The following is a 22,948-nucleotide window of genomic DNA, read 5'->3' on the forward strand; positions in this document are numbered from 1 at the left end:
ATCATGGGCGTCGTCCCGGCCGAGAAGGCGGGCGTCGGCTCGGCCGTCAACGACGCGACGCGCGAGCTCGGCGGGACGCTCGGCGTCGCCGTGATCGGCAGCGTCTCGCTGTCGCTCTACCGCGAGGCGTTCGAGGGCGACCGGCTCCCCGCGGCGGTCCTCGAGCCCGCCCGCGAGTCGATCGGCTCGGCGCTCGGGGCGGCCGCGCGGCTCGCGGCGAGCGGGGACGGCGGGGCCGCCTCCGCGCTCGTCGCGACGGCGCGCGGCGGCTACCTCGACGGCCTGCAGGCCGGGTGCCTGGTGGCCGCCGGCGTCGTGCTGGTCGGGGCGGTGCTCGTGCTGCTGTGGCTGCCGGCGCACCCGGGGGCGGGGCGCGAGGACGCCGACGGCCGGACGTCCGGGGTCCCCGACCTCGACGACGCGGTCACCGACCCCCCGACGCCCGCACCCGCTCCTCCGGCGCCGGGCCCGGCACCCGTCGTCACCGGCGACCTCGCCGTCGGCACCTCGGCCGCCGTCCACCGGATCGTCGCCGCGGCCGAGGCCTCCGCCGCGGAGATCGAGGCCGAGGCCCGGAGCCGCGCGTGGGCCACGGCGCAGGCGGCCGATGCGGACGCCGCCGCCGTCCGCGCGGCCGCGGTCGCCGACGCCGTCGAGCTGCGCGACGCCACCCACGACGCGATGACCCGGGCGATCGCGCGACTGACCGCCGTCGAGGAGGCGTCCGCGAGAACGCTCGCACCGCTCGGGATCGACCCGCGCACCGACGACGCGCTCACCCGCTGACGCGGTCGACGCCGTACGACCGCGTCCCACCGCTCCGGCCCACCCCCGCCCAAGGTGGGGCATGCCCCCGGATCCGGGCCGGACGCCGACGCACTGTCGTACCCTTGACCGGTGCCCGTCGTCCTCAGCGAGCGTCACGAGGAGCTCGCGGACCAGCTCGTCGAGCTCTTCCTCGCGGAGGGCTTCCGCGGCCTCACGCTCGGCGACCTGACGCAGCGGCTGCGGTGCTCGAAGACGACGCTCTACGCGCTGGGCGAGAGCAAGGAGCAGCTCGTCGGCAACGCCGTCGTCCGCTTCTTCCGCGCAGCGACCGGCGAGGTCGAGGCCGCCACCGCCGCCGCCGACGGGGCCGAGGCGAAGATCGCCGCCTACCTCTCGGCCGTCGCCGACGCCCTGCGCCCCGCGTCGGCCGACTTCATCGCCGACGTCGCCGCGCACCCGACCGCCCGCCGGGCCTACGCGAGGAACACGAAGATCGCCGCCGGCCGCGTCCGCGACCTGGTCAACGAGGGCGTCGCGTCGGGCGACTTCCGCGAGGTCCACGCGGCCTTCGTCGCGGACACGATCGCGGCGACGATGCAGCGGATCCAGTCCGGCGACGTGCTGCGCACCACGGGCCTGCACGACGCGGAGGCGTACGAGGAGCTCGCGCGCCTCGTGCTCCGCGGCATCCGGTCGTAACCCCGCCGCCGACGGCGCCTCCGCCGACGGCACGCCGCGCCTCCCCGGCGCGCCACCCCTGACGCGACCCCTCGCGCGCCGCCCGTGTGCGGTGTACAGTCCGCGCCGTCCCCCGCTTCCGAGTCCCCACGACGAAAGCGGTCCCCATGCGTACGCGACTGACCCTCGCGACCCTCGCCCTGACCCTCGCCGCCGCAGGCTGCGGCGGCGACGACGGCGATTCCTCCGACGGCCCTTCGACGCCCGAGCAGGCGATCGAGGCGTCCCTCCGCACCCTCTTCACCACCGACGACGACGAGAACTGCACCCGGCTGGCGACCGCCGGGCTGGTCCGGAGGACCTACGGGTCGGTGGAGAAGTGCCGGGGGGCCGGGCGGCGCAGCGCGAACGCGAGGTCGATCGACGTCGAGCGCGTCCGGGCGTCGAGTGCGCGTGCGTCGGCGCGGGTGACGCCGACCGGGAGCGATCTCGACGGCCAGGACTTCGACGTCCGCCTGCGGCGCGTCGGCGGCGACTGGCGCTTGGACGCGATCGGTCTGCCGAAGAACCAACGGGCCGAGCTGCGCCAGGGTCTGACCGCCGGCCTGCGGTCCGAGCGGTACTCGGCGCGGGTGCAGCGCTGCACGCTCCGGAGGCTCACGGGCGCGGTCCGCCGCCTCGACGTCGTGGACTACGCGAGCGACGAGAGCGACCTCCCGAAGCCGTTCCAGCGCCGCCTCGAGAAGACGCTCATCGCCTGCAACCGCTGATCGTCCGGCCGGGCCCACACCCTCCCGCGATCGGTCAGGAGCTGCGCACCCCTCCGCGGCGGCAGGGCACCCCGGGTGCCGCCTCCGCCGGCCGTGTGCATCGGGCGCGCCGGGCCACGTCCGGGAGTCCGGGACCCGCCTCGGGCGGCCGTCCGCGACGTCCTCTACGACGGCCGCGTCCTGAGCGCCGCCGCGGCGCGCTCGGCGGTCCCCCGCGCCCACGCGCCGGTGGACGCGAACGCCAGGACGACGATCGCCACCGCGCAGCCGGCGACGATCCACCAGCCCGGGTGGCTGCTCTCTGCGACCGCCGCGCCGCTCGTCGCCGTGCCGACCGCGACGGCGCCGACGATCGCGACGCCCAGCGACGACCCGACCTGCCGGCTCGTCGACGCGACCGCCGAGGCGACGCCCGCCTGCTCGGCGGGCATGCCCGAGACCGCGGTGTTCGTGATCGGCGGGTTGACCGAGCCGAAGCCGACCCCGAACAGCACGTAGCTCGCGAACAGCCACGCCACCGACGTGTCGCGCCCCAGTCCGGTGAGCATGATCGCGCTGACCACGATCGCGGCGCCCCCGGCTGCCAGCGACCAGCGCGTCCCGAAGCGCCCGACGATCCTGCCCGTGACCGGCGCGACGACGACCGTGGTCACCGCCATCGGCAGCGTGTAGAGCCCGGCGTGCAGCGGCGACAGCCCGCGCGCCTCCTGCAGGTACAGCGTGTTCAGGAAGAGGAAGCCGCCGAGCGACACGAACGCGAGCACGGCGATCAGCGACGCCCCCGCGAACGGTGCGGAGCGGAAGAACCGCGGGTCGATCAGGGGTTCGTGGCACCGCGACTCGTAGACGACGAGCAGGACGAGGCTCACCGCCGACACCGCCAGCAGGCCGAGGGTCTGCAGCGACGCCCAGCCGGCGTCGGGCGCCTGGATGATCGCGAAGACGACGGTGGCCAGGAACACGATGACGAGGACCTGCCCGACCGGGTCGATCCGGCGGGCGGTCGGAGCCCGCGACTCCGGGACGAACCGGTGGGTCAGGACCATCGCCGCGACGCCCACCGGCACGTTGATCCAGAAGATCGCGCGCCACGACTCGAGCTCCACGAGGCCGCCGCCGACGACCGGCCCGAACGCCATCGACAGGCCGATCATCGCGCCCCAGACGCCGATCGCCTGGGCGCGCTCGCGCGGGTCGTCGAACGTGTTGCGGATGATCGACATCGCGACGGGGTTCAGCATCGACCCGCCGACGCCCTGGAGCATCCGGAAGACGATCAGGAGCTCGATGTTCGGCGCGAGGCTGCAGAGGAGCGACCCGGTCGAGAACACCGCCAGCCCGATCTGGAACATGCGGACGCGACCGATCCGGTCGCCGGTGGATCCCGACAGCATGAGCAGGCTCGCGAGCACGAGCGTGTAGGCCGACACCGCCCACTGCAGCCCCGCGGTCGAGGCGCCGAGGTCCGCGCGCATGTTCGGGAGCGCGACGTTCACCGCGGTGCTGTCGAGCACGACGACGAAGAGGCTCGAGCAGCAGATGGCGAGGATGAACCACCGGCGCGGATCCCGGACGACGTCGGCGGCGGTGGCCGAGCCGGTCGGGGCGGGCTGCTCGGCGGGGGTCACGGCCATCCCCTCCAGTAGACCACCGCGGGCGACCGGACCACCTGGTGACGCGGATCGCGACCCGTGACGCGTGGGCCGTCCGACCGCACCCGACCACCTCGTGCGCACGGAGGAGGCACGGAACGGCCGTCGCCCCTCCGACGTCCGTCGAGTCCGGAGGCCGGAACGTGGCCGGTGCCGGTCAGCGCGGTACCCGTCCGGTATCAGCGCGGCCGACCCCTCCCGACGGCCGACCGGGACGCCGATGATGGGACGGTGAGGGACGATCCGGGGCAGACGCAGGAGCGGGGCGGGACGACGGTCCCGGCCCTCGCGACCACGCCCGAGACCCTGCCCGACGGGCTCTACCGCGAGGTCTTCGAGGGCGCCGCCGCGGGATTCGCGATCACCGCGCTCGACGGACGGGTGATGCGGGTCAACGCGGCGTTCGCGGCGCTCGTCGGTCGGGCCGCCGGCGACGTCCGGGGCCGGCTCGTGCCCGAGCTCGTCCACCCCGCGGACGCTGCGTGGTGGGAGGCCGCCGCGGGCGCGGCGCTGGACGGCTTCCGGGAGCGCTCGGAGTTCGAGTCGCGCTTCCCCCGACCGGACGGGCGCGTCGTCACGGCGTGGCTGGCCATCGCGCTGATCCGCGACGACCGTCGCCGGCCCGTCTGCTTCACCGTCCAGCTCGTCGACGTCACCGCGCGGCGGGTCGCGGAGTCCGAGGCGGTCCTCGGTCGCGCGCGGCAGCGCCTGATCCTCGGGAACCTGCCGGGCACGATGGTCGTGCTCTACGACCCCGACCTGCGCGTCGTCGAGGCGGACGGGCTGACCGGCGACGCGTCGGGCGTCACGCGCGAGGGCGTGCAGGGCCACCACGTCCGCGAGTTCTTCTCCACCGACGACGCGACGCCGATCATCGAGGCCCTGGAGGCCGCCCTGGAGGGGACCCCCGGATCGCTCGAGTACGACACCGCGGACGGCCGGCACTTCCACGTCGAGACGACGCCCTTCGTCGAGGACGACCGCGTCGCCGGGGTCCTCACCGTCTGGCACGACGTGACCGCGCGCCGCGACGAGGAGCGCGCACGACGCGACGCCGACCGCCAGTTCCTGACCCTCTTCGAGCACGCGCCGATCGGGATGGTGCTCGTCGGGCTCGACGGCACGTTCGAGCGCGCGAACGCCGCGGTCAACACGATCACCGGGTTCGACGAGCCGACGCTCCGGGACCTGCCGCCGTTCTCGTTCGTGCACTCCGACGACGTCCCGCTCGTCCAGGAGGCGTTCTCGGCGGTCGGGATCACGAGCGACACGGCGTCGTTCGAGCACCGCATCGTGCGGGCCGACGGCGAGATCCGCTGGGTCCAGGCGCAGGTCACGATCATGCGGACCGACGCCGGCGTGCCGCGCAACATGCTCGCGCAGGTCATGGACGTCACGGACCGCAAGGCCACCGAGGACCGGTGGATCCAGCGCGCCACCCACGACCCGCTGACGGGGCTCCTGAACCGCACCCGGTTCGACGAGGAGCTCGGCGCCCACCTGACGCGGTGCCGGCGGTACGGCGCGACCGGTGCGGCCCTGTTCCTCGACGTCGACCGCTTCAAGGCGATCAACGACACCCACGGGCACGACGTCGGCGACCGCGTGATCGACGTCGTCGCCCGCACCCTGAGCAGCACGCTCCGCGAGTCGGACGTCGTCGCCCGGCTCGGCGGCGACGAGTTCGCCGTCCTCCTGCCCGCGGCCGACCGCGAGCAGGCCGTCCGGGTCGCCGTGAAGGTCGGTGCCGCGATCGCGGGCCTGCGGATCCCGGCGGGGAACGAGCCGACCACGACCCCCGACCGGTCGTCGATCCCGGCGATCACCGCCAGCATCGGGATCCGCGTGCTCGGCGACCCTCTGCCCCTCTCCGCCGCCGACGCGCTGCGCGACGCGGACCGGGCGATGTACGCCGCGAAGGCCGGCGGGCGAGGGCGCTGGGCCGTCCACGCGGCCGACACCCCGGCGGCGCGGCGCGACCGCTGCTGACGACGCCGCGTTCCGGAGGCAGGGCGCGGCGAGGAGGAGGTGAGGCACGGCGCGCGGGAGCCGCGCACGGGAGGCCGGGCGCGGCGCGCCGGACCGCACGGGGATGCCGGGACGCGCCTCAGCCCGGGCAGCCCGCGCCCCAGAGCCCCAGGCGAGCGGCCCGGGCGTGGCGCTCGGCGTGCTCCAGCGCGGGGAGCAACGTGAGGTCCTGCCCGCGGGCGTCGACGCGGGCGAGTCCGGCCTCGACCTGCACGAACGCGAGGTCGCGGGAGCCGTCGGACGGCTGGACGTAGCGCAGCAGTCGGCCCGCGCCGTCGCGGTCCGGCGCGGGCGGGTCGCGGATCAGGTGCACCAGGCGATGGTCCGCAGCCCACCGCGTCGCGTTCGCGGCCGCCTCGTGCCCGCACGGCTGCGCCGACGTGCCCGCGCCGACGTCCGCCGGGGCGGCGATCCCGAGGACGCCCACGCGCTCCGCCCGCCCTTCGGCACGGACGATCAGCGTGTCGCCGTCGACGGCCCGGACGACGTGGTCGTCCCCGGTGATCGAGCGGAACGAGCGGTCGCGGTCCCTGCGGTCTCCGGTGGAGAGCACGACCGCCGCCACGACGCCGCACACGGTCGCGAGGCCGAGGAGGACGCGGAGGAGGGTGCCGGAGGTCGAGCCGCGGAGGGGACGCATGGGACGGACCCGCAGGCTAGTGGGCTCACGACGCACGAACTTCCCGCAACGTGCGGGAAACCGCTGGTCCGCACGTCCGATTCCGCCGCCCGTCGTGCGAACGTGTGTTCGCATGAGGCCGTCCGGCAACCGCACTCCCGACCCCGGCCAGGACCGCCTGCAGATGGCCCTCCGCGCCCGCAATCCCGACCGCGCGCTCGAGGCCGCGCGACTGATGGGCGACGTCCCCCTGAGCGCCGCCGCGCAGATCACGTCGCTCCTGGCCGAGCGCGACGACCCGCGCTACGACGTCGCCGCCGCGCGACTGGCCGCCCGCCTGACGCTCGAGCGCCGGCTCGGCCTCGAGGACGCCGACACCGTCCTGACGAGCGTCGCCCGGCTCCCGGACGAGGAGGCCCTCGCCCAGCTGCTCGGGTACTGCCGGCGCGCAACCCCGTGACAGCCGTGGACCGAGGACGACGCGACGGGCGACCCGTCACACCACCTCGCGACAGGTAGTTGTACGGTGAAAGAGTGTCGTCGTCGAGTCCAGCACCAGCGGAGCCCGGCGAGGACCTCCGGCTCCGGCGCGGGTCCGACGACTACCGGCGGCTGTCGATCGCGATGTTCGCCGCGGGCCTGGCGACGTTCGCGCTGCTCTACACGACCCAGCCGCTGCTGCCGCTGCTCTCGCGCGAGCTGCACGTCAGCTCCGCCACCTCCAGCCTGACGCTCGCCGCGACGAGCCTCGGCGTCACGGTCTCGCTGCTGCCGGCCGGGTGGCTGTCGGACGCGTGGGGCCGGACCCGCGTGATGAAGCTGTCGCTGATCGGGTCGGCGGTCCTGATCATCCTCGCGGCGGCGTCGCCGAACTTCGAGGTCCTCGTCGGCATCCGCTTCCTCCAGGGCGTCGCGCTCGCCGGGCTCCCCGCGGTGGCGATGGCGTACCTCGTCGAGGAGGTCCACCCCTCGTCGCTCGGCAGCTCGATCGGGCTCTACATCGGCGGCAACGCGATCGGCGGGATGGCCGGCCGGCTCGTCGGCGGCGCGTTCGCGGACCTCGGCGGCTGGCGCGTGTCGCTCCTGGGCGTCGGGCTGATCAGCCTCGCCTGCACCGCGGTCTTCCTGAAGCTCGCTCCCGCGTCGCAGCACTTCACGCGCAAGGCGTTCGCGATGCGGCCGACGCTCACGAGCCTGCGCGACCACCTGCGCGACCCCGGCCAGCTGCGCCTCGACGCGATGGCCGCGCTCCTCATGGGGACGTTCGTCGCGGTCTTCAACGGCCTGAGCTTCCGGCTGGAGGACGCGCCCTACGGCCTCGGCGAGACCGCGATCGCCGCCGTCTTCCTGGTCTACCCGCTCGGGTCGCTGAGCTCCGCGGTCGCCGGCCGGCTGGCCGACCGCATCGGCCGCCGCGCCGTGCTCCCCGTCGGCGTCCTGATCGCGGGGGCCGGGCTCGCCCTGACCCTGCTGCACCCGCTCCCCCTCGTGATCCTCGGCATCGCCGTCCTCACCATCGGCTTCTTCGCCGCGCACTCCGTCGCCTCGAGCTGGGTCGGCCGCCGCGCCGCGCACGCGCCGGCGCAGGCCTCGGCCCTCTACCTCCTCGCGTACTACCTCGGGGCGTCGATCGCCGGACCGCTCGGCGGCACCGCGTGGGACAGCGGCGGCTGGAACGAGGTCGTCCTCGTCGGCGCGGTCCTCCTCGTCCTGGCGTTCGTCGTCTCGCTCCGCCTGCGCGGCACCCCGCCGCTGCGGCAGCCGGGCGAGCCGGAAGCGCCGGTCGTCGTCTAGGGGATGAGGGCCGGGCCCCGACCCGAGCGACGCGGGTCCGGGACGCGCCGGACCGCGGCGGGGCCCGGGCCACCCGGAGGGGATACCGTCCACGACCGATGCCCGCGACCCGTCAGCGCCCGTGAGCGGCGCCGCGCACGGCGGCAACGAGGAGCTGCTCGGCCTCGACACGCCGCTGCACCGCCTGCCGCCGCAGACGAAGGTCGCGGCGCTCGGGCTGTTCGCGATCGCGGTCGCCCTGACGCCGACCCACGCGGTGTGGGCGTTCGGGCTGCACCTCGTGCTCGTGCTCGCCGCGGCGACGGTCGCGCAGATCCCGCCCGGCGACCTGCTCCGGCGGCTCGTGATCGAGGTCCCGTTCGTGCTCTTCGTCGTCGTGCTGCCGTTCGTGGCGACCGGCGACCGCGTCCACGTCCTCGGGATCCCGCTCGCGACCGACGGCCTGTGGCTGGCGTTCGGGATCGTCGCGAAGGCGTCGCTCGTGCTGCTGGGCACCGCGGTGCTGGCGGCCTGCACGCCGCCGGCGTCGATCCTCGCCGGCGCCGAGCGACTCCACGCCCCGCGGGTGATGACCGCGATCGCCGGGTTCGCGATCCGCTACGTCGAGGTGATCCTCGCCGAGCTCGCCCGCATGCGGACCGCCCGGATCGCGCGCGGGGACGACCCGCGGTTCATCTGGCAGGCCCGGGCGACCATCCGGTCGGCGGGCACGCTGCTCGTCCGCTGCTTCGAACGCGGCGAGCGCGTCCAGCTGGCGATGGTCAGCCGCGGCTGGGACGGCGGCATCCCCGCCGGGCTCCTCACCGCCCCCGCGAAGCCCGCCGAGTGGGCCGGCGCCCTGTCGCTGCCGCTGCTCGCCGCCGCGACGGTGATCGCCGCGCGGCTCGTCGGCGGCTGACGGACGGCGGCGGGGCGGGCGGCCGGGCGGGCCGGGCGAGCCGGGCGGTGCTCGTCGGGTTCGGTACCCCCGCGGTACGCAACCCGACACGAAGCGCCCTGCCGTCTGCGGCCCGCGGTGCTCGTCGGGTTCGGTACCCCCGCGGTACGCAACCCGACACGAGGCGCCCTGCCGTCTGCGGCCCGCGGTGCTCGTCGGACTCGGTACCCCCGCGGTACGCAACCCGACACGAAGTGCCCCACGTCCGCCGCCCGCCGGCGCGCACGTCCGACCGCCGCCTTCCGCCCACGCCCCGCGTCCCACGCCCGCCGTCCGACGGCCCGCACCCCCACGACCCGCCACCCCCGCGGGTACGATCGCGCGGTCCGGCGAGCACCACGGCGAGGGAGACGGTCCGCGATGAGGTACCTGGCGTTGATCTACGGGAACGCGGAGATCTGGAGCGGCGACCCCGAGCGGTTCCGGGCGATGGTGGCCGAGGTCGACCGCTTCAACAGCGAGCTGACGGCATCCGGGGAGATGGCCGCCGTCGAGGGTCTCGGGCACGGGGTCGTCGCGATCCGTGGTGGCGGCGACGGTCCGGTCGTCACCGACGGCCCCTACCTCGAGGCCAAGGAGCACGTCGGCAGCTACTTCCTGCTCGACGTCGCGTCGCCCGAGCGCGCGCTGGAGATCGCGTCGTCCTACCCGGCGCTGACCCACTGCGACGGCGGTGGCCTGGAGCTCTGGCCGCTGATGCAGCCCGGCGGCCCCACGGAGTGAGCGTCGGCGGTCCCGTCGAGGCCGTCCTCCGGGACCTCACCCCGCAGGTCCTCGGGCTGCTCGTCCGCCGCCACGGCGACTTCGCCGCGTGCGAGGACGCGGTCCAGGAGGCGCTGATCGACGCCGCCCGCCAGTGGGACGAGGTCCCCGAGCACCCGCGCGGGTGGCTGATCACGGTCGCGACGCGCCGGCTGATCGACCGGCGGCGGGCGGACGACGCGCGGGACCGGCGCGAGGAGCGGGCGTTCCTCCTCGAGCCCGCCCCCACGACCGACGTGCTCGACCCGGACCGGGGCGACCCGTCCGCGGAGGAGGACGACACCCTCGGCCTGCTGTTCCTCTGCTGCCACCCGGACCTGTCGGCACCGTCGCAGCTCGCGCTGACGCTGCGGTCGCTCGGCGGCCTCGGCACCGACGAGATCGCCCGCACGTTCCTCGTCCCGGAGGCGACGATGGCGCAGCGGATCTCGCGCGCGAAGCAGAAGCTCCGGGGCGCGGCGTTCGGCGTCCCGCCCGCACCCGAGCGTGGCCCCCGACTGGCCGTGGTGCTGCAGGTGATCTACCTCCTCCACACCGAGGGCCACACCGCCGGTGCGGGGCCCGACCTGCGGCGTCCCGACCTCGAGGCCGAGGCGCTCCGGCTGGCCCGCCTGCTGCACGCGGAGCTGCCGGAGGAGGGCGAGACCGCGGGCCTGCTCGCCCTGCTCCTCTTCTCCCACGCCCGCCGCGACGGCCGGACGGACGACGGCGAGCTCGTCGCGCTCGCCGACCAGGACCGGTCGACCTGGGACCACGAGGTGATCGCCGAGGGGGTGGCGCTGATCACCGGCGCGCTGGCGCACCGGGAGCTCGGGCCCTACCAGCTGCAGGCCGCGATCGCCGCCGTCCACGCCGAGGCCCCGACCGCCGAGGAGACGGACTGGCCGCAGATCGTCGCGCTGTACGACCTGCTGCTCCGGATCGCGCCGAACCCGGTGACCGCGCTGAACCGGGCCGTCGCGGTCGGCGAGGCCGACGGACCGCGGGCCGGGCTCGCGGCGCTCGACGCATCAGCGGACGACCCCCGGCTCACCGACCACCACCGCACCTGGGCCGTCCGCGCGCACCTCCTCGACCGCGCCGGCGACCACGACGCGGCGGCCGCGGCGTTCGACGAGGCCGCACGGCGCACCGACAGCCTCCCCGAGCGCCGGCACCTCGAGCACCGGGCGGCGGCGCTCAGGGCCGGACGGGGCTGACCTCCCGGGCCGGTCTCCGCGTGCCCGGCCCCCGTTCGGGGCATCATCCAGCCATGAGCCTCGCCACCCGTCTGCAGGAGCGTCTGAGGAGCACCCTGGGCGGTGGGGCTCCGGGCGTCGCGCTGCCGGTCCCGCCGGTCGGATTCACCGACGGCACGGTCGCGCTGCGGCCCTGGCGCCCGTCGGACGGCCTCGACCTCTCCGCGCTCTGCGACGACCCGGAGATCCACCGGTTCACCGCCGTCCCCCGCGACTACCCGGCGCGCGAGGCGGCCGGCAATGCCGCGTTCGCCGAGGAGCAGCGGCTCGAGGGCCGCGGCGTGCACCTGGCGATCACCGACGCCCACGACGCGGTGCTGCTCGGGGCGATCGACCTGGCCGTCAGCGGGCCGGACCGCGACGTCGGCCGGGTGTCGTTCCTCCTCGGCGCCGCCGCACGGGGCGAGGGCCACGCGACGCGGGCCGTGCGGCTGCTCGAGGGGTGGGCGTTCCGGACTGTCGGGGTCGGCGGTCTGGAGCTGCGGCCGCAGCGCGAGAACGCGGCGGCGATCGCGGTCGCCGATCGCTGCGGGTTCGTCCGCGGGACGGACGGGGGCGACGGCCGGGTGACGTTCACCCGGCCGGCGTAGCCGGACCCGCGGCGCGCCGGACGGGCGCCACGGTCGCGGCGGGGTGGCGGGCGACGGGCGCCCGCGCGATCAGGACCAGGGGCCCGACGGCACCGACGGCGGCACGCGCAGCGGGGTCGTCGGAGGCTGTCCCGGACGCGGGGGCTTCACTCGGGCTGATTTTCGCGGCATGAGCAGGCGAAACACGCTCCGCAGGCGTTGCATGACGCGACCGTACACATCAGGGCCGCCGAAGGCAACATAACTCTGCAACCCGACCGGCGTCTCGGGCGGAGCCGACCGTCGCGACCCGTCGGCGCACCCCGACGTCCGTCCGTGCGACCCGTCGATCCGCCCCCGCACGCGTACGGTGCTCCGGTGCACGTGGCCCGGCTCGTTGTCCTCGCGATCTGCTGCTCGCTCGCCGCGGCGGGGTGCGGCGGGTCCGCGGCGTCCGGCGACGAGACTCCGGAGCAGGTCCGGGCGACGCTCCACCGCTACTTCGTCGCGCTCCGGGACGGCGACGGCGCGGCGACGTGCGGTGCGCTGACCGCGACCGGGCGACGCTGGCTGACGTCGGCGTTCGCGCGGAGCGCCGGCGGCGGTGCTCCGGTCTGCGAGGAGGCGATCGTGCTCTTCGCCGGCGCGCGGAAGCAGCTCGAGGCAGCCGGGGATCGCGAGGGGACCGTGCAGCGCCTCGGCCTGGAGCTCGGCGTGAACGCCACCAGCACCGTCGACGGCATGTCGGTCGAACGCACCGGCGACCGTGCCACGGTGACGATCGACGTGCTGCCCGAGCACCCGACCATGCGCCGGGTGGACGGTCGCTGGCTGATCGACGGCTTCGGCGACTGACGACGCCCGGGATCCGGCACCGGGGTCGCACCTGGTCGGCATCCGACCGTCGCCGACCGTGCCTCCCGCGGCCGGGCACGCCGGGGTCGCACCTGGTCGCTCTCCGACCATCGCCGACCGCGGTGCCCGCGGCTGCCGTCCGTCCGCCGGCGCAGGCCCGATTCCCCGACCGTCCGCGGCCCGACGGACCTCGACGCCGGAGCGGGAGCGCGACAGAACGGGGGCCGGGTGCATCCGCCGGGCCGTCGACGCCGTTCCCAGTGCATCGGAGTCCGGCGCCCCCGCCGGGTCCCCACTCCCCCATCCGCCGACCTGGAGCTCGCACCGTGCGACCCATGCATGTCCCCGTCCCGGGCGCCGCCCAGCGCCTGCTCCGACCCGTGCTCGACCGGGTCCCCGCCGTGGTCGACCGCGCCGTCCGCGTCGAGACCGCCGTGCACGACTTCAGCGTCCGGCGGAGCGTCCTGATGCTGCGGATCTCGCTCGGCTTCGTCTTCATCGTGTTCGGCGTCCTGAAGTTCTTCCCCGGCCTCTCGCCGGCGCAGCAGATCGCCGAGCAGACGACCGCCGTCCTGACCTTCCACCTCGTGCCGGTCAGCGGCCTGCTGTTCGTCGTCGCGTTCGTGGAGGTCCTCGCCGGGATCCTCCTGATCCAGGGGCGGTACATGCGCGCGGTCGTCTGGCTGCTCCTGTTCGAGATGGTCGCGATCCTGTCGCCGCTCGTGACCCTCCCGGGCGAGCTCTTCAACGGCCCGCACCACCTGCCGAGCCTGCTCGGGCAGTACATCCTCAAGGACGTCGTGCTCTTCTCGGGCGTCCTCGTCCTCGCGGCCCACACCCGCCGGGGGAGCATCGTCGTACCGCAGGACGACGAGCGCACGGACGTCGCCGCCGCGGCATCCCCGGTGCCGGCGGGCTCGGCACCGATCGCCGTCGCCGGACCGGCCGGGACGCCCGTCGCCGCGCTCGCCCCGGTGTTCGTCGCGGCCGCCGACGACACCGCCTCGGCCGGACGCCCGCCGGCGACGCCGGTCCCGGCGTCCGTCCCGGCTGCCCGCTCCCGTGCCCGCCGAGCGCGAGGTCCGCAGCCGACGTTCGCCCGTGCGTGGCCCACGCCGACCGCGACGGCCGTACCCGGCGCGCGCCCCGGCCGGACCTCCCCGGTCCTCACCGCGTCGGCCTTCGTCGCCGTCGGGCTCCTGGCGCTGACGAGCCGGAGCATCGCGCCGACGCCGTCGCGCTGACGGGCGTCCAGCGGCCGGCGCCGGCTCGACCGTCAGAACCGGCGGATCGCCACCCGGATCCGCTGCTGCTTCCCCGACCCGGACGGCCAGGCGGTCAGCGCCCAGCGCCCGGCCGACCGCACCACCCCGGAGGCGCCGCCCTGCGAGCCCGCGCGGGCGGGGGCGGACAGCGGCGAGATCCGGCCGGTCGGCCCGACGATCCGGGCGTGCCAGGTCGAGCGCGATCCCGTCGCGCCGAGCTGCTCCCATGCGACCAGCGCCCGCCCGCCGCTGAGCGGGGTGATCGCCGGTGCCTGCACCCCGGCGCGGGCCAGGCGCGCGGCCGGTCGCAGACCGGAGGGCGCGAGGACCCGGGACACCAGGCCACCCCCGCGGCCCTTGCACGCGCGACCACTCGCTCCGCAGTCGTCCTCGCGGTCCGTCGTCCAGACCGAGGCGGCCAGGTCCGTGCCGACCGGCGCACCGTCGAAGACCCCGACGAAGTTCCCGTCGACGGCCGTCACCGCCGTCCCCGGGTCCGCACCGGCGAGCCCGGACGCCACGGCGCCCGTCCCGTCCCCCGTGTCCCCGGCGACGACCGTCCGTCCCGCCGAGCTCGTGCGGACGCCGAAGTCGCGGAAGAAGGTCTTCGCCGGACCGAACGGGAGCGGCGGCCCGAACGTGCCGCCGTGCGGCCGCACGTGGACGTTCGAGCGCTGGTCGGGGGTGTCCTCCGCCGTCGCGAGGACGGCGCGACCCGTGGCGTCGACCTGCAGCGTCCGGTCGGTCAGCGGGCCGACGTTGCCGCGCCCGAGGTCCTGCTCCGGCGCGTCGGGGTTGCCGGCGGCGTCGAGGTGCTGCGTGACGACGTGGACCGGGTCGCCCCCGAGCTTCCCGGGCAGGCGCTCGTAGGCGAGCTGCCAGCCGCCCGTCGGGTCGAAAGCGGCCGCCACCCCCTCGGAATAGAACTGCGGCGCGGGGATCGAGAGGTGCTTCCAGGGGCCGTCGGCGGTGGCACGGACGTCGACCTCGACCGTCTTCGCGGTCGCGGTGTTGCCGTCGGCGTCCACGCCGCTGACCGCGGCCGGCCGGATCACGAGGACGGCCCCGCCCGGCCCCACGGCGAGATCGCCGCCGAACTGCGGCGTGCTCCTGCCGGGGATGCGGTGGACCTTCCACGCGCCGCCGGACCCGGCGCGCGTCCGGACGACGATGCCGCTCTCGGCGTTCGTGACGATCGTCGCGGTGCCGTCGTCGGCGACCGCGGCGGCGCCGAGACGGACGGTCGAGGCGTCGACCGACGGCGCGGCGGACCACCCGGCCGCCGTGGCGCCCGGCGCGGACGCCCCGGCGACGGCGAGACCACCGGCGGCGAGGAGGGTGAGTGGGATGCGGGGGGAGCGCATACGGAGTAGAACGCGCCGGTGACCCCGGAGTTGTGGTGCGCGAGCAGCCGCGGCGCCGGATCAGGCCTGGAGGCCGGCGACCGCCGCGCCGACCGTGCCCGCGCTCATCGCCGAGAACGACAGCACCGTGACGACGCGGTAGCCGAGGGTGCCGGACGCCGACTCGCGCCACGCCATCGGGAGGAACAGGAGCGGGTTGACGACCGCCCCGGCGATCAGGACGACGCGGTTCCACGTCGCCAGGTCGGGCAGGACCGCGCCGACCGCGATCAGGATCACGCCCATCACGATCAGGTCGATGTGGGCCTGCAGGAGCCTGCCCGGGCTGGTGATCCCGGCTCTGCGCAGGACCTCGGGGTAGGCGACCTTCAGCATCACGACCCAGCCCGACAACGCACCGACGGCGAGCTCGATCAGACCCGCCTGGACGACGACGTTCACGACGCGGGCGGCCGCGCGGCCCGCTCGCCGTGCACGGCCCGGTCGATCGGGGGCCGCATCTCAGCGGTCCCCGGCCTCGAGCTCGTCCAGCCACTGCAGCCGGCCGGCGACCGGGACGTCGTAGACGGCGGTCGGTGCCGACGAGAGCGGGATCACGGTCGCCACGACGTCGTCGTCGAACAGGTCGATCCGGCTGAGGCCACCGATGTCGTCCCACGCGCGCATCTGGCCTTCGGGCGGCAGCGGGTCGCTCGTCACGCCCAGGGCCGGGGCCGACCAGACCGGGATCCGCGCGAGCGTGCCCGCGGACACCGCGTGGGCATGGCCGCAGACCATCATCCGGACGTCCGTGCCCTTCACGACGCGCCGTAGGCGGTCGGGGTCCCGCAGGCCGATCCGCCCGAGCATCGGGTGCACGGTCGGGATCGGCGGGTGGTGCAGCGCCAAGAGGGTGCCGTGCTTCGCGTCCTTCGCCAGCACGTCCTCGAGCCACTCGAGCTGTCCGGCCCCGAGCTCGCCGTGTGGGCGCCCCGGGACCGTCGTGTCGAGCCCGACGATGCGCAGCCCGTCTACCGTGATCGCGCGGTGCAGCGGCTCGCCGTCGAGCATGCCCTCGCGGAACGGGCCGGCGAGGTCGTGGTTGCCGGGGATCGCCAGGACCGCCGCGCCGAGCTCCGCCGCGACGGGGTCGACCGCCGCCCGGACCCGCGCGTAGGACTCGGGGCTCCCGTCGTCGCTGAGGTCGCCCGTGAGGAGCAGCGCCAGTGGCCGGACCTTCGAGAGCAGGATCGTCTCGAGGGCGAGCGCGAGCCGGACGTCGGCGCCGGACTCCTCCGCCACCAGGTGGGGATCGGAGAGCTGCAGGACCGTGCGTTCCGGGTGGCGCATGGATGGACCGTACGAGGCGCGGGGGCGGATCGGTCGTGCGCGGTCGCGGCGACCCGTTCGCGGGGCGCCTCGCGGGGCCTCCGGGGCCGGTCGCGGCCCCGTCCGTCCACCACCTGTCGCGCTCGTCGCAGCGATCGGGTATCGTCGTTAACCAGTGAGGGTCCTTGATCGGGGGATTCGGGGTCCTCACGTGACGCGCGGCACCGCGCCCGATCCATGAGGCACCGCGAGGTGGGATCGGTCGGCGCGGGAACGCCGGCAGGAGCTTCGCTCGGCCGAGAACCAGTGCCGGTGGCCCTTCGGGACCACCGGCACCGCGTCGTTCTGCGGGACGCGTCGACCGCCTAAGGTGCGGCCATGGGCGCACGCGAGGAGGACCGGGAGAAGGCCGCGGCCGCCGATGCCGCCGCCGGGCTGGTCGACGACGGGATGCTCGTCGCCCTGGGTTCGGGGTCGACCGTGGCCCTGGTCGCCGCCGCGCTGGGCGCCCGCGGATCGAGGGCCCGCTTCGCGGCGGCCTCCCCCGCCACCGCGACCGCCGCGACCACGGCCGGCCTGTCGCTCGTCGACGCCGCCTCCACCGGCCGCTACGACCTGGCGCTCGACGGGGCGGACCAGGTCGCCGCCGACGGCTGGGCGATCAAGGGCGGCGGCGGGGCCCACACCCGTGAGCGGATCCTGATCGCGGCGGCGGACCGCTTCGTCTGCGTGGTCGGGTCGTCGAAGCTCGTCGACCGCCTCTCGTGGCCGGTGCCGCTGGAGCTCCAGCCCTTCGCCCTCGCCGCGACGCTGGAGCGCCTGCCGCGCGCGACGCTCCGGGACGCCCCGCCGACCGCGGACGGCGGCGTCCTCGCCGACCTCGACGCCGACCTCACCGACCCCGGCGCTCTCGCCGCCCGCCTCGACGCGACGCCGGGCGTGATCGACCACGGCCTCTTCGCCCCCGACGTCGTCCGTGAGCTGCTCGTCGCCCACGGGGACGAGGTCGAGCTGCTGGCGCGGTGAGTGCGGCGCCGGCCCGGCGCTCAGCCGGCGGCCGCCACGTCCAGCACCACCGCGGCGTCCGCCACCGGCGCCCGGTCCGCGTCGACCGCGGCCACGTTCAGCAGCCTCGTGGTGCCTCGGGTCCATGCGCCGCGATCCTCGTGGATGTGGCCGAAGATGCAGGCCTTCGGCGCGACGCGGTCGATGCAGTCCAGCTGGGCGGTGCTGCCGACGCGGTCGCCGCCCGTCGTCCGGTCGCCGTAGCCGCGCGGCGGGCCGTGGACGACGAGGACGTCGGTGTCGTCGGGGACCCGGGCGAAGCGCTCGGTCAGGAACGCCTCGTCGGCGTCGCCGCGGGGCGCGTTGAACGCCCAGTCGAAGAACCACGGCGTCCACGGCACGCCCCAGAACCGGACGCCGTCGATCGCGCAGCCGGAGTCCTGCAGGTAGGTCCAGGGCAGCTCGGGCGGGCGGACCGGGCCGTCCTCGAACACGTCGTCGTGGTTGCCCGCGATGCCGACGATCCGTCCTGCCGGGCGCTCGGCCAGCCACGGGCGGAACGTCGCGTGGAGCCAGGCGGCCTGTCCGGGCGGGTCGTGCACGAGGGGGAACGGCACGAGGTCGCCGGCGATCACGAGGACGTCGCACTCCGGGGTCTCCGGCAGGTGCCCGTGGAGGTCGGCGATCGCGGCGATGCGCACGGGCCGATCGTCGCACCTCGGACGGCGGGCGTCGCCCGCGGCCGTTCCCGCGCGCACCGGCACCCGCCGCCGCAGCGTTCCGCCCGCGCGGTCGCAGACCACGCCCGGCGAGGGCACGTCACCGCAGCCTTCGGCCCGCGCGGTCGCAGGCAGCAGGGGCACCGTGGGCACCGCGCGATCCGCACCTTCGCCGTCGCGCGCGGCCAGGCAGCGGCGGAGGGTCCCGACCGGCGCGCGCCGGCCGGGGCCCCGCCGTCACCGCCCGAGGTCCCGCCTCACGGTGCGGACGACGGCAGGACCGTGATCGTCGTCGTGCCGCGCGGGCCGTCGGACCCGGACTCCGCGGCCAGGACGACGAACGTCACGATCGTCGCCGTCAGCATCAGCGCGAAGAGGGCGGTGACGACCTGCAGCGAGGTGATCCTCCGCCCCGTCGTGGGTGATGCGCCGGTCGACCGATCCATGGTGGTCATGGTGGCGTACCCGAGCGATCTGGCGCTTCGGCGTTCACGGGTCGACCGATCGGCTGATCCGCAGCTCATCCGGCGCAGCACCGGATCCACCCGGCAGGTCGATGTGCTCCCGGCCCCGCGGCAGCAAGGTGGATGTCGCACCGCACGACGACCCCGGAAGGACGGACCCGATGCCGATCATCGAGGTGGACCAGTTGCACAAGCGCTACGGGAGCACCGTGGCCGTGCAGGACGTGAGCTTCAGCGTCGAGGAGGGCGAGATCTTCGGGATCCTCGGCCGCAACGGCGCGGGCAAGACGACGACGGTGGAGTGCCTCGCCGGGCTCCGTGCCCCCGACGGCGGTCGCGTCCGCGTCGCGGGCCACGACCCGCTGACCGACACGGCACCCGTCCGCCGGATCGTCGGCGTCCAGCTCCAGGACGCCGCGCTCCCGGACAAGCTGCGGGCCGGGGAGGCGGTCGACCTCTACGCCTCGTTCTACGACGAGCCCGCCGACCCGCGGGCCGTGCTCGGCGCGCTCGGGCTGGCCGACAAGGCCGACACCCGGTTCAAGGACCTCTCGGGCGGCCAGCGGCAGCGGCTGTCGATCGCGCTCGCGCTCGTGGGCCGGCCTCGCGTCGCGATCCTCGACGAGCTGACGACCGGCCTCGATCCGCACGCCCGGCGCGAGACCTGGGCGCTCGTCCGGCAGATCCGCGAGATGGGTGTGACCGTCGTCCTCGTCACCCACGTGATGGAGGAGGCCGAGCGGCTTTGCGACCGCGTCGCCGTCATCCACGACGGCCGCGTCGCCGCCCTCGACACGCCCGCCGGCCTGATCGCCACGGCCACCGACGGCGGGCCCCGCGCGTCGCTCGAGGACGCGTTCGTCGCGCTCACCGCGCCGGCGGACGCGGACGGCGCGCGGCCCTGGCCGTTCCCGTTCCCGGTCGCCCGCTGACCGGCCGACCGCGTCGGCCGGGGTCACGAACGGTCGCCCAGCGACCACGAGTGACCTCCACCCACCGACCACCGACGACCGCGGTCCCGAATGGTCGCCCACCGACCACCCGTGACCTCCGAACCGCCCACCACCCCCGAAGGAGTCCCCCATGTCCACCACCGCCACCCCCGACGCCCTCTCCCCCACCACCGCGCGCGGCCCGTCCCCCGGCCGACGCCGCCGGCCGTCGCAGCTCCTGCGCACCCAGGCGCGGCTGTTCCTCCGCGAGCCCGTGACGCTGCTCTGGACGCTCGCGGTGCCGCTGATCATCCTCGTGGCGATCGGCGCGGCCGCCGGCGGGAAGCACGAGCAGGACCTCGGCGGCCTGCGGGTGATCGACACGTACGTCCCGACGCTGGCCGTGTTCTCCCTGGCGATGCTGGCGGTCAACGTGCTCCCGCCGACGCTGGCGACCGACCGCGAGCGCGGGATCCTCCGGCGGCTGGCGACGACCCCCGTCCGCCCGAGCCGGCTGCTCGCCGTCCAACTCGTCATCCACGCGGCGGTCGCCGTGGTGTCGCTGCTCGCCGTCGTCGCGGTCGGTCGCCTCGCGTTCGACGTCGCGCTCCCCGACCCGTTCCCCGCGTTCCTCGTGATCCTCGTCCTGACCGGCGCGTCGCTCCTGGCGATCGGCGTGCTGATCGCCGCGATCGCCCCCACCGTCCGCGCCGCCAACGGCCTGGGCGCCCTCGCGTTCTTCCCGCTGATGTTCTTCGGCGGCCTCTGGATCCCCCGCGAGACGATGTCCGACACCCTGCGGCACGTCAGCGACGCGACCCCCGTCGGCGCCGCGGTCGGCGCGTTGCAGGACGTCACGACCGGCGGCACGTGGCCGTCGGTCGGGGCGCTCGGGGTCATCGCCGCGTGGGGGATCGTCGTCGGCGTCCTCGCCACCCGCCACTTCCGCTGGCAGTAGGGTCGCGGCCAGGATCCCCCGTGCTGCAGGACGACGCGACCCCTCCCCCGCTCGCCGACCGGCTGCGCCACGTCGAGCCGCCGGCGTTCGGCGCGATCCAACTGGCGCTGCTCCTGATCTCGACGGTGCTGGCCGCCGCCACGGACGACCCGTCCGACGGCCGGCTCGCCGCCGAGCTCGGGCTGAGCGCTCTCGCCGCCGTCTGGGTCCTCGTCGGTTGGCGGTGGCGGCGGCCGCAGTGGTCGGTCGCGACGCCCGCCGGCACCGCGCACTTCGTCGTGCTGCTCGTGCTGACCGGGGCGCTCGTCGCCCTCTCGCCGCTCTACGGCTTCTTCGCGTGGACCGGCTACCTGTTCGTCGTCCGGGCGGCGAAGCGCCGCCGGTTCCTCCTGGCGGTCGCGCCGGTGGCGATGATCTCGGCCTGGTCGCAGACGGGCGGGACCGCGGGCGACTCGGCCGGCGACCTCGCCGTCTGGGTGCTCCTGGCGGTCGTCAACACGGCGGTGGCGGGGACCGTCATCTGGTTCTCGTGGGTCGGCAAGGAGCAGGACGAGCACCGCCGGCGGGCACTCGCGGACCTGACGGTCGCGCACGCCGAGCTCGAGCGCTCCGCGGCGGAGAACGCGGCGCTGCAGCAGCGGCTCGTCGAGCAGGCCCGCGAGGCCGGGATCCAGGACGAGCGCGGCCGGATGGCGCGCGAGATCCACGACACGCTGGCCCAGGGCCTCGTCGGGATCGTCACGCAGCTGGAGGCCGCCGAGCAGGCCGACGAGCGCGGCGGCGACTGGCGCCGGCACCACCGCACCGCGGTCGCGATGGCGCGCGAGGGCCTGACCGAGGCCCGGCGCTCCGTCGACGCGCTGCGTCCCGAGGCCCTGCAGGACGCCCGGCTGCCCGACGCGCTCGCCGACGTCGCACGCGAGTGGTCGGCGCGGCACGAGGTCCGGGTCGAGGTCACGACGACCGGCGACGCCCGCCCGCTGCGCCCCGAGGTCGAGGTGACGCTGCTGCGCACGGCGCAGGAGGCCCTCGCGAACGTCGCGCGCCACGCGTCGGCGGACCGCGTCGGCCTGACGCTCTCGTACATGGGCGACCAGGTCACGCTCGACGTCCGCGACGACGGCGTGGGGTTCGACCCGGAGGCGTGCGCGCGGGAGCTCGCAGCGCGCGACGGTCGAAGGGCGGACGGGCGTAACGGCGACGGATCGCACGGCCCGACGGCGACCGAAGACACGGACGGACCGCACCGCCCGACAACGGCGACCGGCGACACGGCCGGACCGCACGGCCCGACGACGGGCGCCGCAGACCCGGACGCCCGGAGGACGGCGGACGGTGACCCGCCTCGCGACCGCGCCGCCCCCGGCCACGAGGGCGGCTACGGCCTGATCGCGATGCGCGAGCGCGTCGCCGGCCTCGACGGGACGCTGGAGATCGAGTCGGAGCCCGGAGGGGGCGTCGCGCTGTCGGCGACGGTCCCGGCGCGGTTCCCGGAGGAGACCGCATGACCGACGACGTCCCCGCGCCCGTCAGCCTCCTGATCGTCGACGACCACCCCGTCGTCCGCGACGGGCTCGGCGGGATGTTCCGCGGGGCCGACGGGTTCGAGGTGCTCGGCACGGCGTCCGACGGCGCCGAGGGCGTCGAGCTGGCGCTGCGGCGGAAGCCCGACGTCGTGCTGATGGACCTGCGGATGCCGGGCACCGACGGCGTGACGGCGATCGGCGAGCTCCGCCGACGCGGGTCGACCGCGCACGTCCTGGTCCTGACGACGTTCGACACCGACCGTGACGTGCTCCCCGCGATCGAGGCCGGCGCGACCGGCTACCTGCTCAAGGACGCACCGCGCGAGGACCTCTTCCGCGGCGTCCGGGCCGCCGCGCGCGGCGAGTCGGTGCTCGCCCCGTCGGTCGCGGCGCGCCTGCTCGGCCGGGTGCGAACGCCGGAGCGCGACCCGCTCACCGACCGCGAGCTCGAGGTCCTGAAGCTCGTCGCCCGCGGCACGACGAACCGCGAGGCCGCCAAGACGTTGTTCGTCTCCGAGGCGACGATCAAGACCCACCTCCTGCACCTCTACGCGAAGCTCGACGTCGGCGACCGGGCGGCCGCGGTCGCCGCCGCCTACGAGCGCGGACTGCTGACGCCGGGGCAGCTCGGCGAGCCGTGAGCCGCACACGGCCGGGCCGCGCGCCGGGACGTCTCGTGCTCCGCCACCAGCGACCGTCCTGAAGCGCCTCCGCCGACCTTCGCGGAAATCGGGTGT

General features: G+C 75.7%; 23 protein-coding genes and 1 pseudogene. 17 read left to right on the plus strand and 7 right to left on the minus strand.

Annotated elements, in window-relative coordinates; genetic code table 11:
• From PATMI_RS0100785 to PATMI_RS0100795, 3 genes and pseudogenes are all read left to right on the plus strand, one after another.
• Positions 1-786, plus strand: a pseudogene (locus PATMI_RS0100785) (hypothetical protein); the annotation flags it as partial.
• 111 nt (positions 787-897) lie between these two features.
• Complete coding sequence (locus PATMI_RS0100790) at positions 898-1,467, plus strand: TetR/AcrR family transcriptional regulator (RefSeq protein ID WP_026909476.1); 570 nt, start codon at positions 898-900, stop codon at positions 1,465-1,467.
• A 146-nt stretch (positions 1,468-1,613) separates the two neighbouring features.
• Positions 1,614-2,216 (plus strand): hypothetical protein, encoded by a 603-nt coding sequence (locus PATMI_RS0100795; RefSeq protein WP_026909477.1) that lies wholly within the window; start codon positions 1,614-1,616, stop codon positions 2,214-2,216.
• 164 nt (positions 2,217-2,380) lie between these two features.
• On the opposite strand, the gene PATMI_RS26280 is transcribed toward PATMI_RS0100795, so the two are convergent.
• The gene (locus PATMI_RS26280; RefSeq protein WP_084269425.1) at positions 2,381-3,850 is read right to left on the minus strand and encodes an MFS transporter; all 1,470 of its coding nucleotides are present in this window, start codon (positions 3,848-3,850) and stop codon (positions 2,381-2,383) included.
• Positions 3,851-4,099: 249 nt separating this feature from the next.
• On the opposite strand from PATMI_RS26280, the gene PATMI_RS0100805 reads away from it, so the two are divergent.
• Positions 4,100-5,857, plus strand: a complete 1,758-nt coding sequence (locus PATMI_RS0100805; protein ID WP_026909478.1) for a sensor domain-containing diguanylate cyclase — start codon at positions 4,100-4,102, stop codon at positions 5,855-5,857.
• Between the two features lie 118 nt (positions 5,858-5,975).
• Here the strand turns inward: PATMI_RS0100805 and PATMI_RS33530 are convergent, their stop codons facing one another.
• Positions 5,976-6,536 carry a thermonuclease family protein gene (locus PATMI_RS33530; protein ID WP_051470898.1) on the minus strand — a complete coding sequence of 187 codons (561 nt, stop codon included), beginning with the start codon at positions 6,534-6,536 and terminating at the stop codon, positions 5,976-5,978.
• A 112-nt stretch (positions 6,537-6,648) separates the two neighbouring features.
• On the opposite strand from PATMI_RS33530, the gene PATMI_RS0100815 reads away from it, so the two are divergent.
• From PATMI_RS0100815 to PATMI_RS33540, 8 genes are all read left to right on the plus strand, one after another.
• Positions 6,649-6,975, plus strand: a complete 327-nt coding sequence (locus tag PATMI_RS0100815) for a hypothetical protein (protein ID WP_026909479.1) — start codon at positions 6,649-6,651, stop codon at positions 6,973-6,975.
• 74 nt (positions 6,976-7,049) lie between these two features.
• A complete protein-coding gene (locus tag PATMI_RS26290) occupies positions 7,050-8,309 on the plus strand; it encodes an MFS transporter (protein WP_051470899.1) in 1,260 nt (419 codons plus the stop codon).
• Positions 8,310-8,430: 121 nt separating this feature from the next.
• A complete protein-coding gene (cbiQ, locus tag PATMI_RS0100825) occupies positions 8,431-9,207 on the plus strand; it encodes a cobalt ECF transporter T component CbiQ (protein WP_051470900.1) in 777 nt (258 codons plus the stop codon).
• Positions 9,208-9,606: 399 nt separating this feature from the next.
• A complete protein-coding gene (locus PATMI_RS0100830; protein WP_026909481.1) occupies positions 9,607-9,969 on the plus strand; it encodes a YciI family protein in 363 nt (120 codons plus the stop codon).
• Positions 9,966-11,207 (plus strand): RNA polymerase sigma factor, encoded by a 1,242-nt coding sequence (locus PATMI_RS0100835; RefSeq protein WP_026909482.1) that lies wholly within the window; start codon positions 9,966-9,968, stop codon positions 11,205-11,207. The genes PATMI_RS0100830 and PATMI_RS0100835 overlap by 4 nt, the downstream gene beginning before the upstream one ends.
• Positions 11,208-11,260: 53 nt before the next feature.
• Positions 11,261-11,836: a GNAT family N-acetyltransferase gene (locus tag PATMI_RS33535; protein ID WP_051470901.1), complete on the plus strand. Its 576-nt coding sequence runs from the start codon at positions 11,261-11,263 to the stop codon at positions 11,834-11,836.
• 363 nt (positions 11,837-12,199) lie between these two features.
• A complete protein-coding gene (locus PATMI_RS0100845) occupies positions 12,200-12,670 on the plus strand; it encodes a hypothetical protein (RefSeq protein WP_157260548.1) in 471 nt (156 codons plus the stop codon).
• A 335-nt stretch (positions 12,671-13,005) separates the two neighbouring features.
• The gene (locus PATMI_RS33540; RefSeq protein ID WP_051470902.1) at positions 13,006-13,914 is read left to right on the plus strand and encodes a DoxX family protein; all 909 of its coding nucleotides are present in this window, start codon (positions 13,006-13,008) and stop codon (positions 13,912-13,914) included.
• 32 nt (positions 13,915-13,946) lie between these two features.
• Here the strand turns inward: PATMI_RS33540 and PATMI_RS0100855 are convergent, their stop codons facing one another.
• Genes PATMI_RS0100855 through PATMI_RS0100865 form a run of 3 tightly spaced genes read right to left on the minus strand, consistent with a single transcriptional unit; the run spans position 13,947 to position 16,628 of the window.
• Positions 13,947-15,299: a hypothetical protein gene (locus tag PATMI_RS0100855; protein ID WP_026909484.1), complete on the minus strand. Its 1,353-nt coding sequence runs from the start codon at positions 15,297-15,299 to the stop codon at positions 13,947-13,949.
• A 60-nt stretch (positions 15,300-15,359) separates the two neighbouring features.
• Positions 15,360-15,740: a hypothetical protein gene (locus tag PATMI_RS0100860; RefSeq protein WP_026909485.1), complete on the minus strand. Its 381-nt coding sequence runs from the start codon at positions 15,738-15,740 to the stop codon at positions 15,360-15,362.
• Between the two features lie 60 nt (positions 15,741-15,800).
• A complete protein-coding gene (locus PATMI_RS0100865; protein ID WP_026909486.1) occupies positions 15,801-16,628 on the minus strand; it encodes a metallophosphoesterase in 828 nt (275 codons plus the stop codon).
• Between the two features lie 357 nt (positions 16,629-16,985).
• Here PATMI_RS0100865 and rpiA point away from each other — a divergent pair, with 357 nt between their 5' ends.
• Positions 16,986-17,633: a ribose 5-phosphate isomerase A gene (rpiA, locus tag PATMI_RS0100870; protein ID WP_026909487.1), complete on the plus strand. Its 648-nt coding sequence runs from the start codon at positions 16,986-16,988 to the stop codon at positions 17,631-17,633.
• Between the two features lie 20 nt (positions 17,634-17,653).
• Here rpiA and PATMI_RS0100875 read toward each other — a convergent pair whose 3' ends face one another.
• Both PATMI_RS0100875 and PATMI_RS0100880 read right to left on the minus strand, forming a co-directional pair.
• Complete coding sequence (locus PATMI_RS0100875; RefSeq protein ID WP_026909488.1) at positions 17,654-18,313, minus strand: metallophosphoesterase family protein; 660 nt, start codon at positions 18,311-18,313, stop codon at positions 17,654-17,656.
• A gap of 275 nt (positions 18,314-18,588) precedes the next feature.
• Entirely contained in the window at positions 18,589-18,777 is a 189-nt protein-coding gene (locus PATMI_RS0100880; RefSeq protein ID WP_026909489.1) for a hypothetical protein, read from the minus strand.
• Between the two features lie 179 nt (positions 18,778-18,956).
• On the opposite strand from PATMI_RS0100880, the gene PATMI_RS26305 reads away from it, so the two are divergent.
• The 4 genes from PATMI_RS26305 to PATMI_RS0100900 all read left to right on the plus strand — a co-directional run bounded on the left by PATMI_RS26305 (position 18,957) and on the right by PATMI_RS0100900 (position 22,852).
• Positions 18,957-19,727 (plus strand): ABC transporter ATP-binding protein, encoded by a 771-nt coding sequence (locus PATMI_RS26305; RefSeq protein WP_051470903.1) that lies wholly within the window; start codon positions 18,957-18,959, stop codon positions 19,725-19,727.
• A gap of 151 nt (positions 19,728-19,878) precedes the next feature.
• On the plus strand, positions 19,879-20,685 hold the full coding sequence (locus PATMI_RS0100890) for an ABC transporter permease (RefSeq protein WP_026909490.1): 807 nt from the start codon (positions 19,879-19,881) through the stop codon (positions 20,683-20,685).
• A 20-nt stretch (positions 20,686-20,705) separates the two neighbouring features.
• Positions 20,706-22,193 (plus strand): sensor histidine kinase, encoded by a 1,488-nt coding sequence (locus PATMI_RS37740; RefSeq protein ID WP_026909491.1) that lies wholly within the window; start codon positions 20,706-20,708, stop codon positions 22,191-22,193.
• Positions 22,190-22,852: a response regulator gene (locus tag PATMI_RS0100900; protein WP_026909492.1), complete on the plus strand. Its 663-nt coding sequence runs from the start codon at positions 22,190-22,192 to the stop codon at positions 22,850-22,852. The genes PATMI_RS37740 and PATMI_RS0100900 overlap by 4 nt, the downstream gene beginning before the upstream one ends.
• The last annotated feature ends 96 nt before the right edge of the window (positions 22,853-22,948 follow it).

The organism is Patulibacter minatonensis DSM 18081, from assembly GCF_000519325.1.
GTDB classification, from domain to species: domain Bacteria; phylum Actinomycetota; class Thermoleophilia; order Solirubrobacterales; family Solirubrobacteraceae; genus Patulibacter; species Patulibacter minatonensis.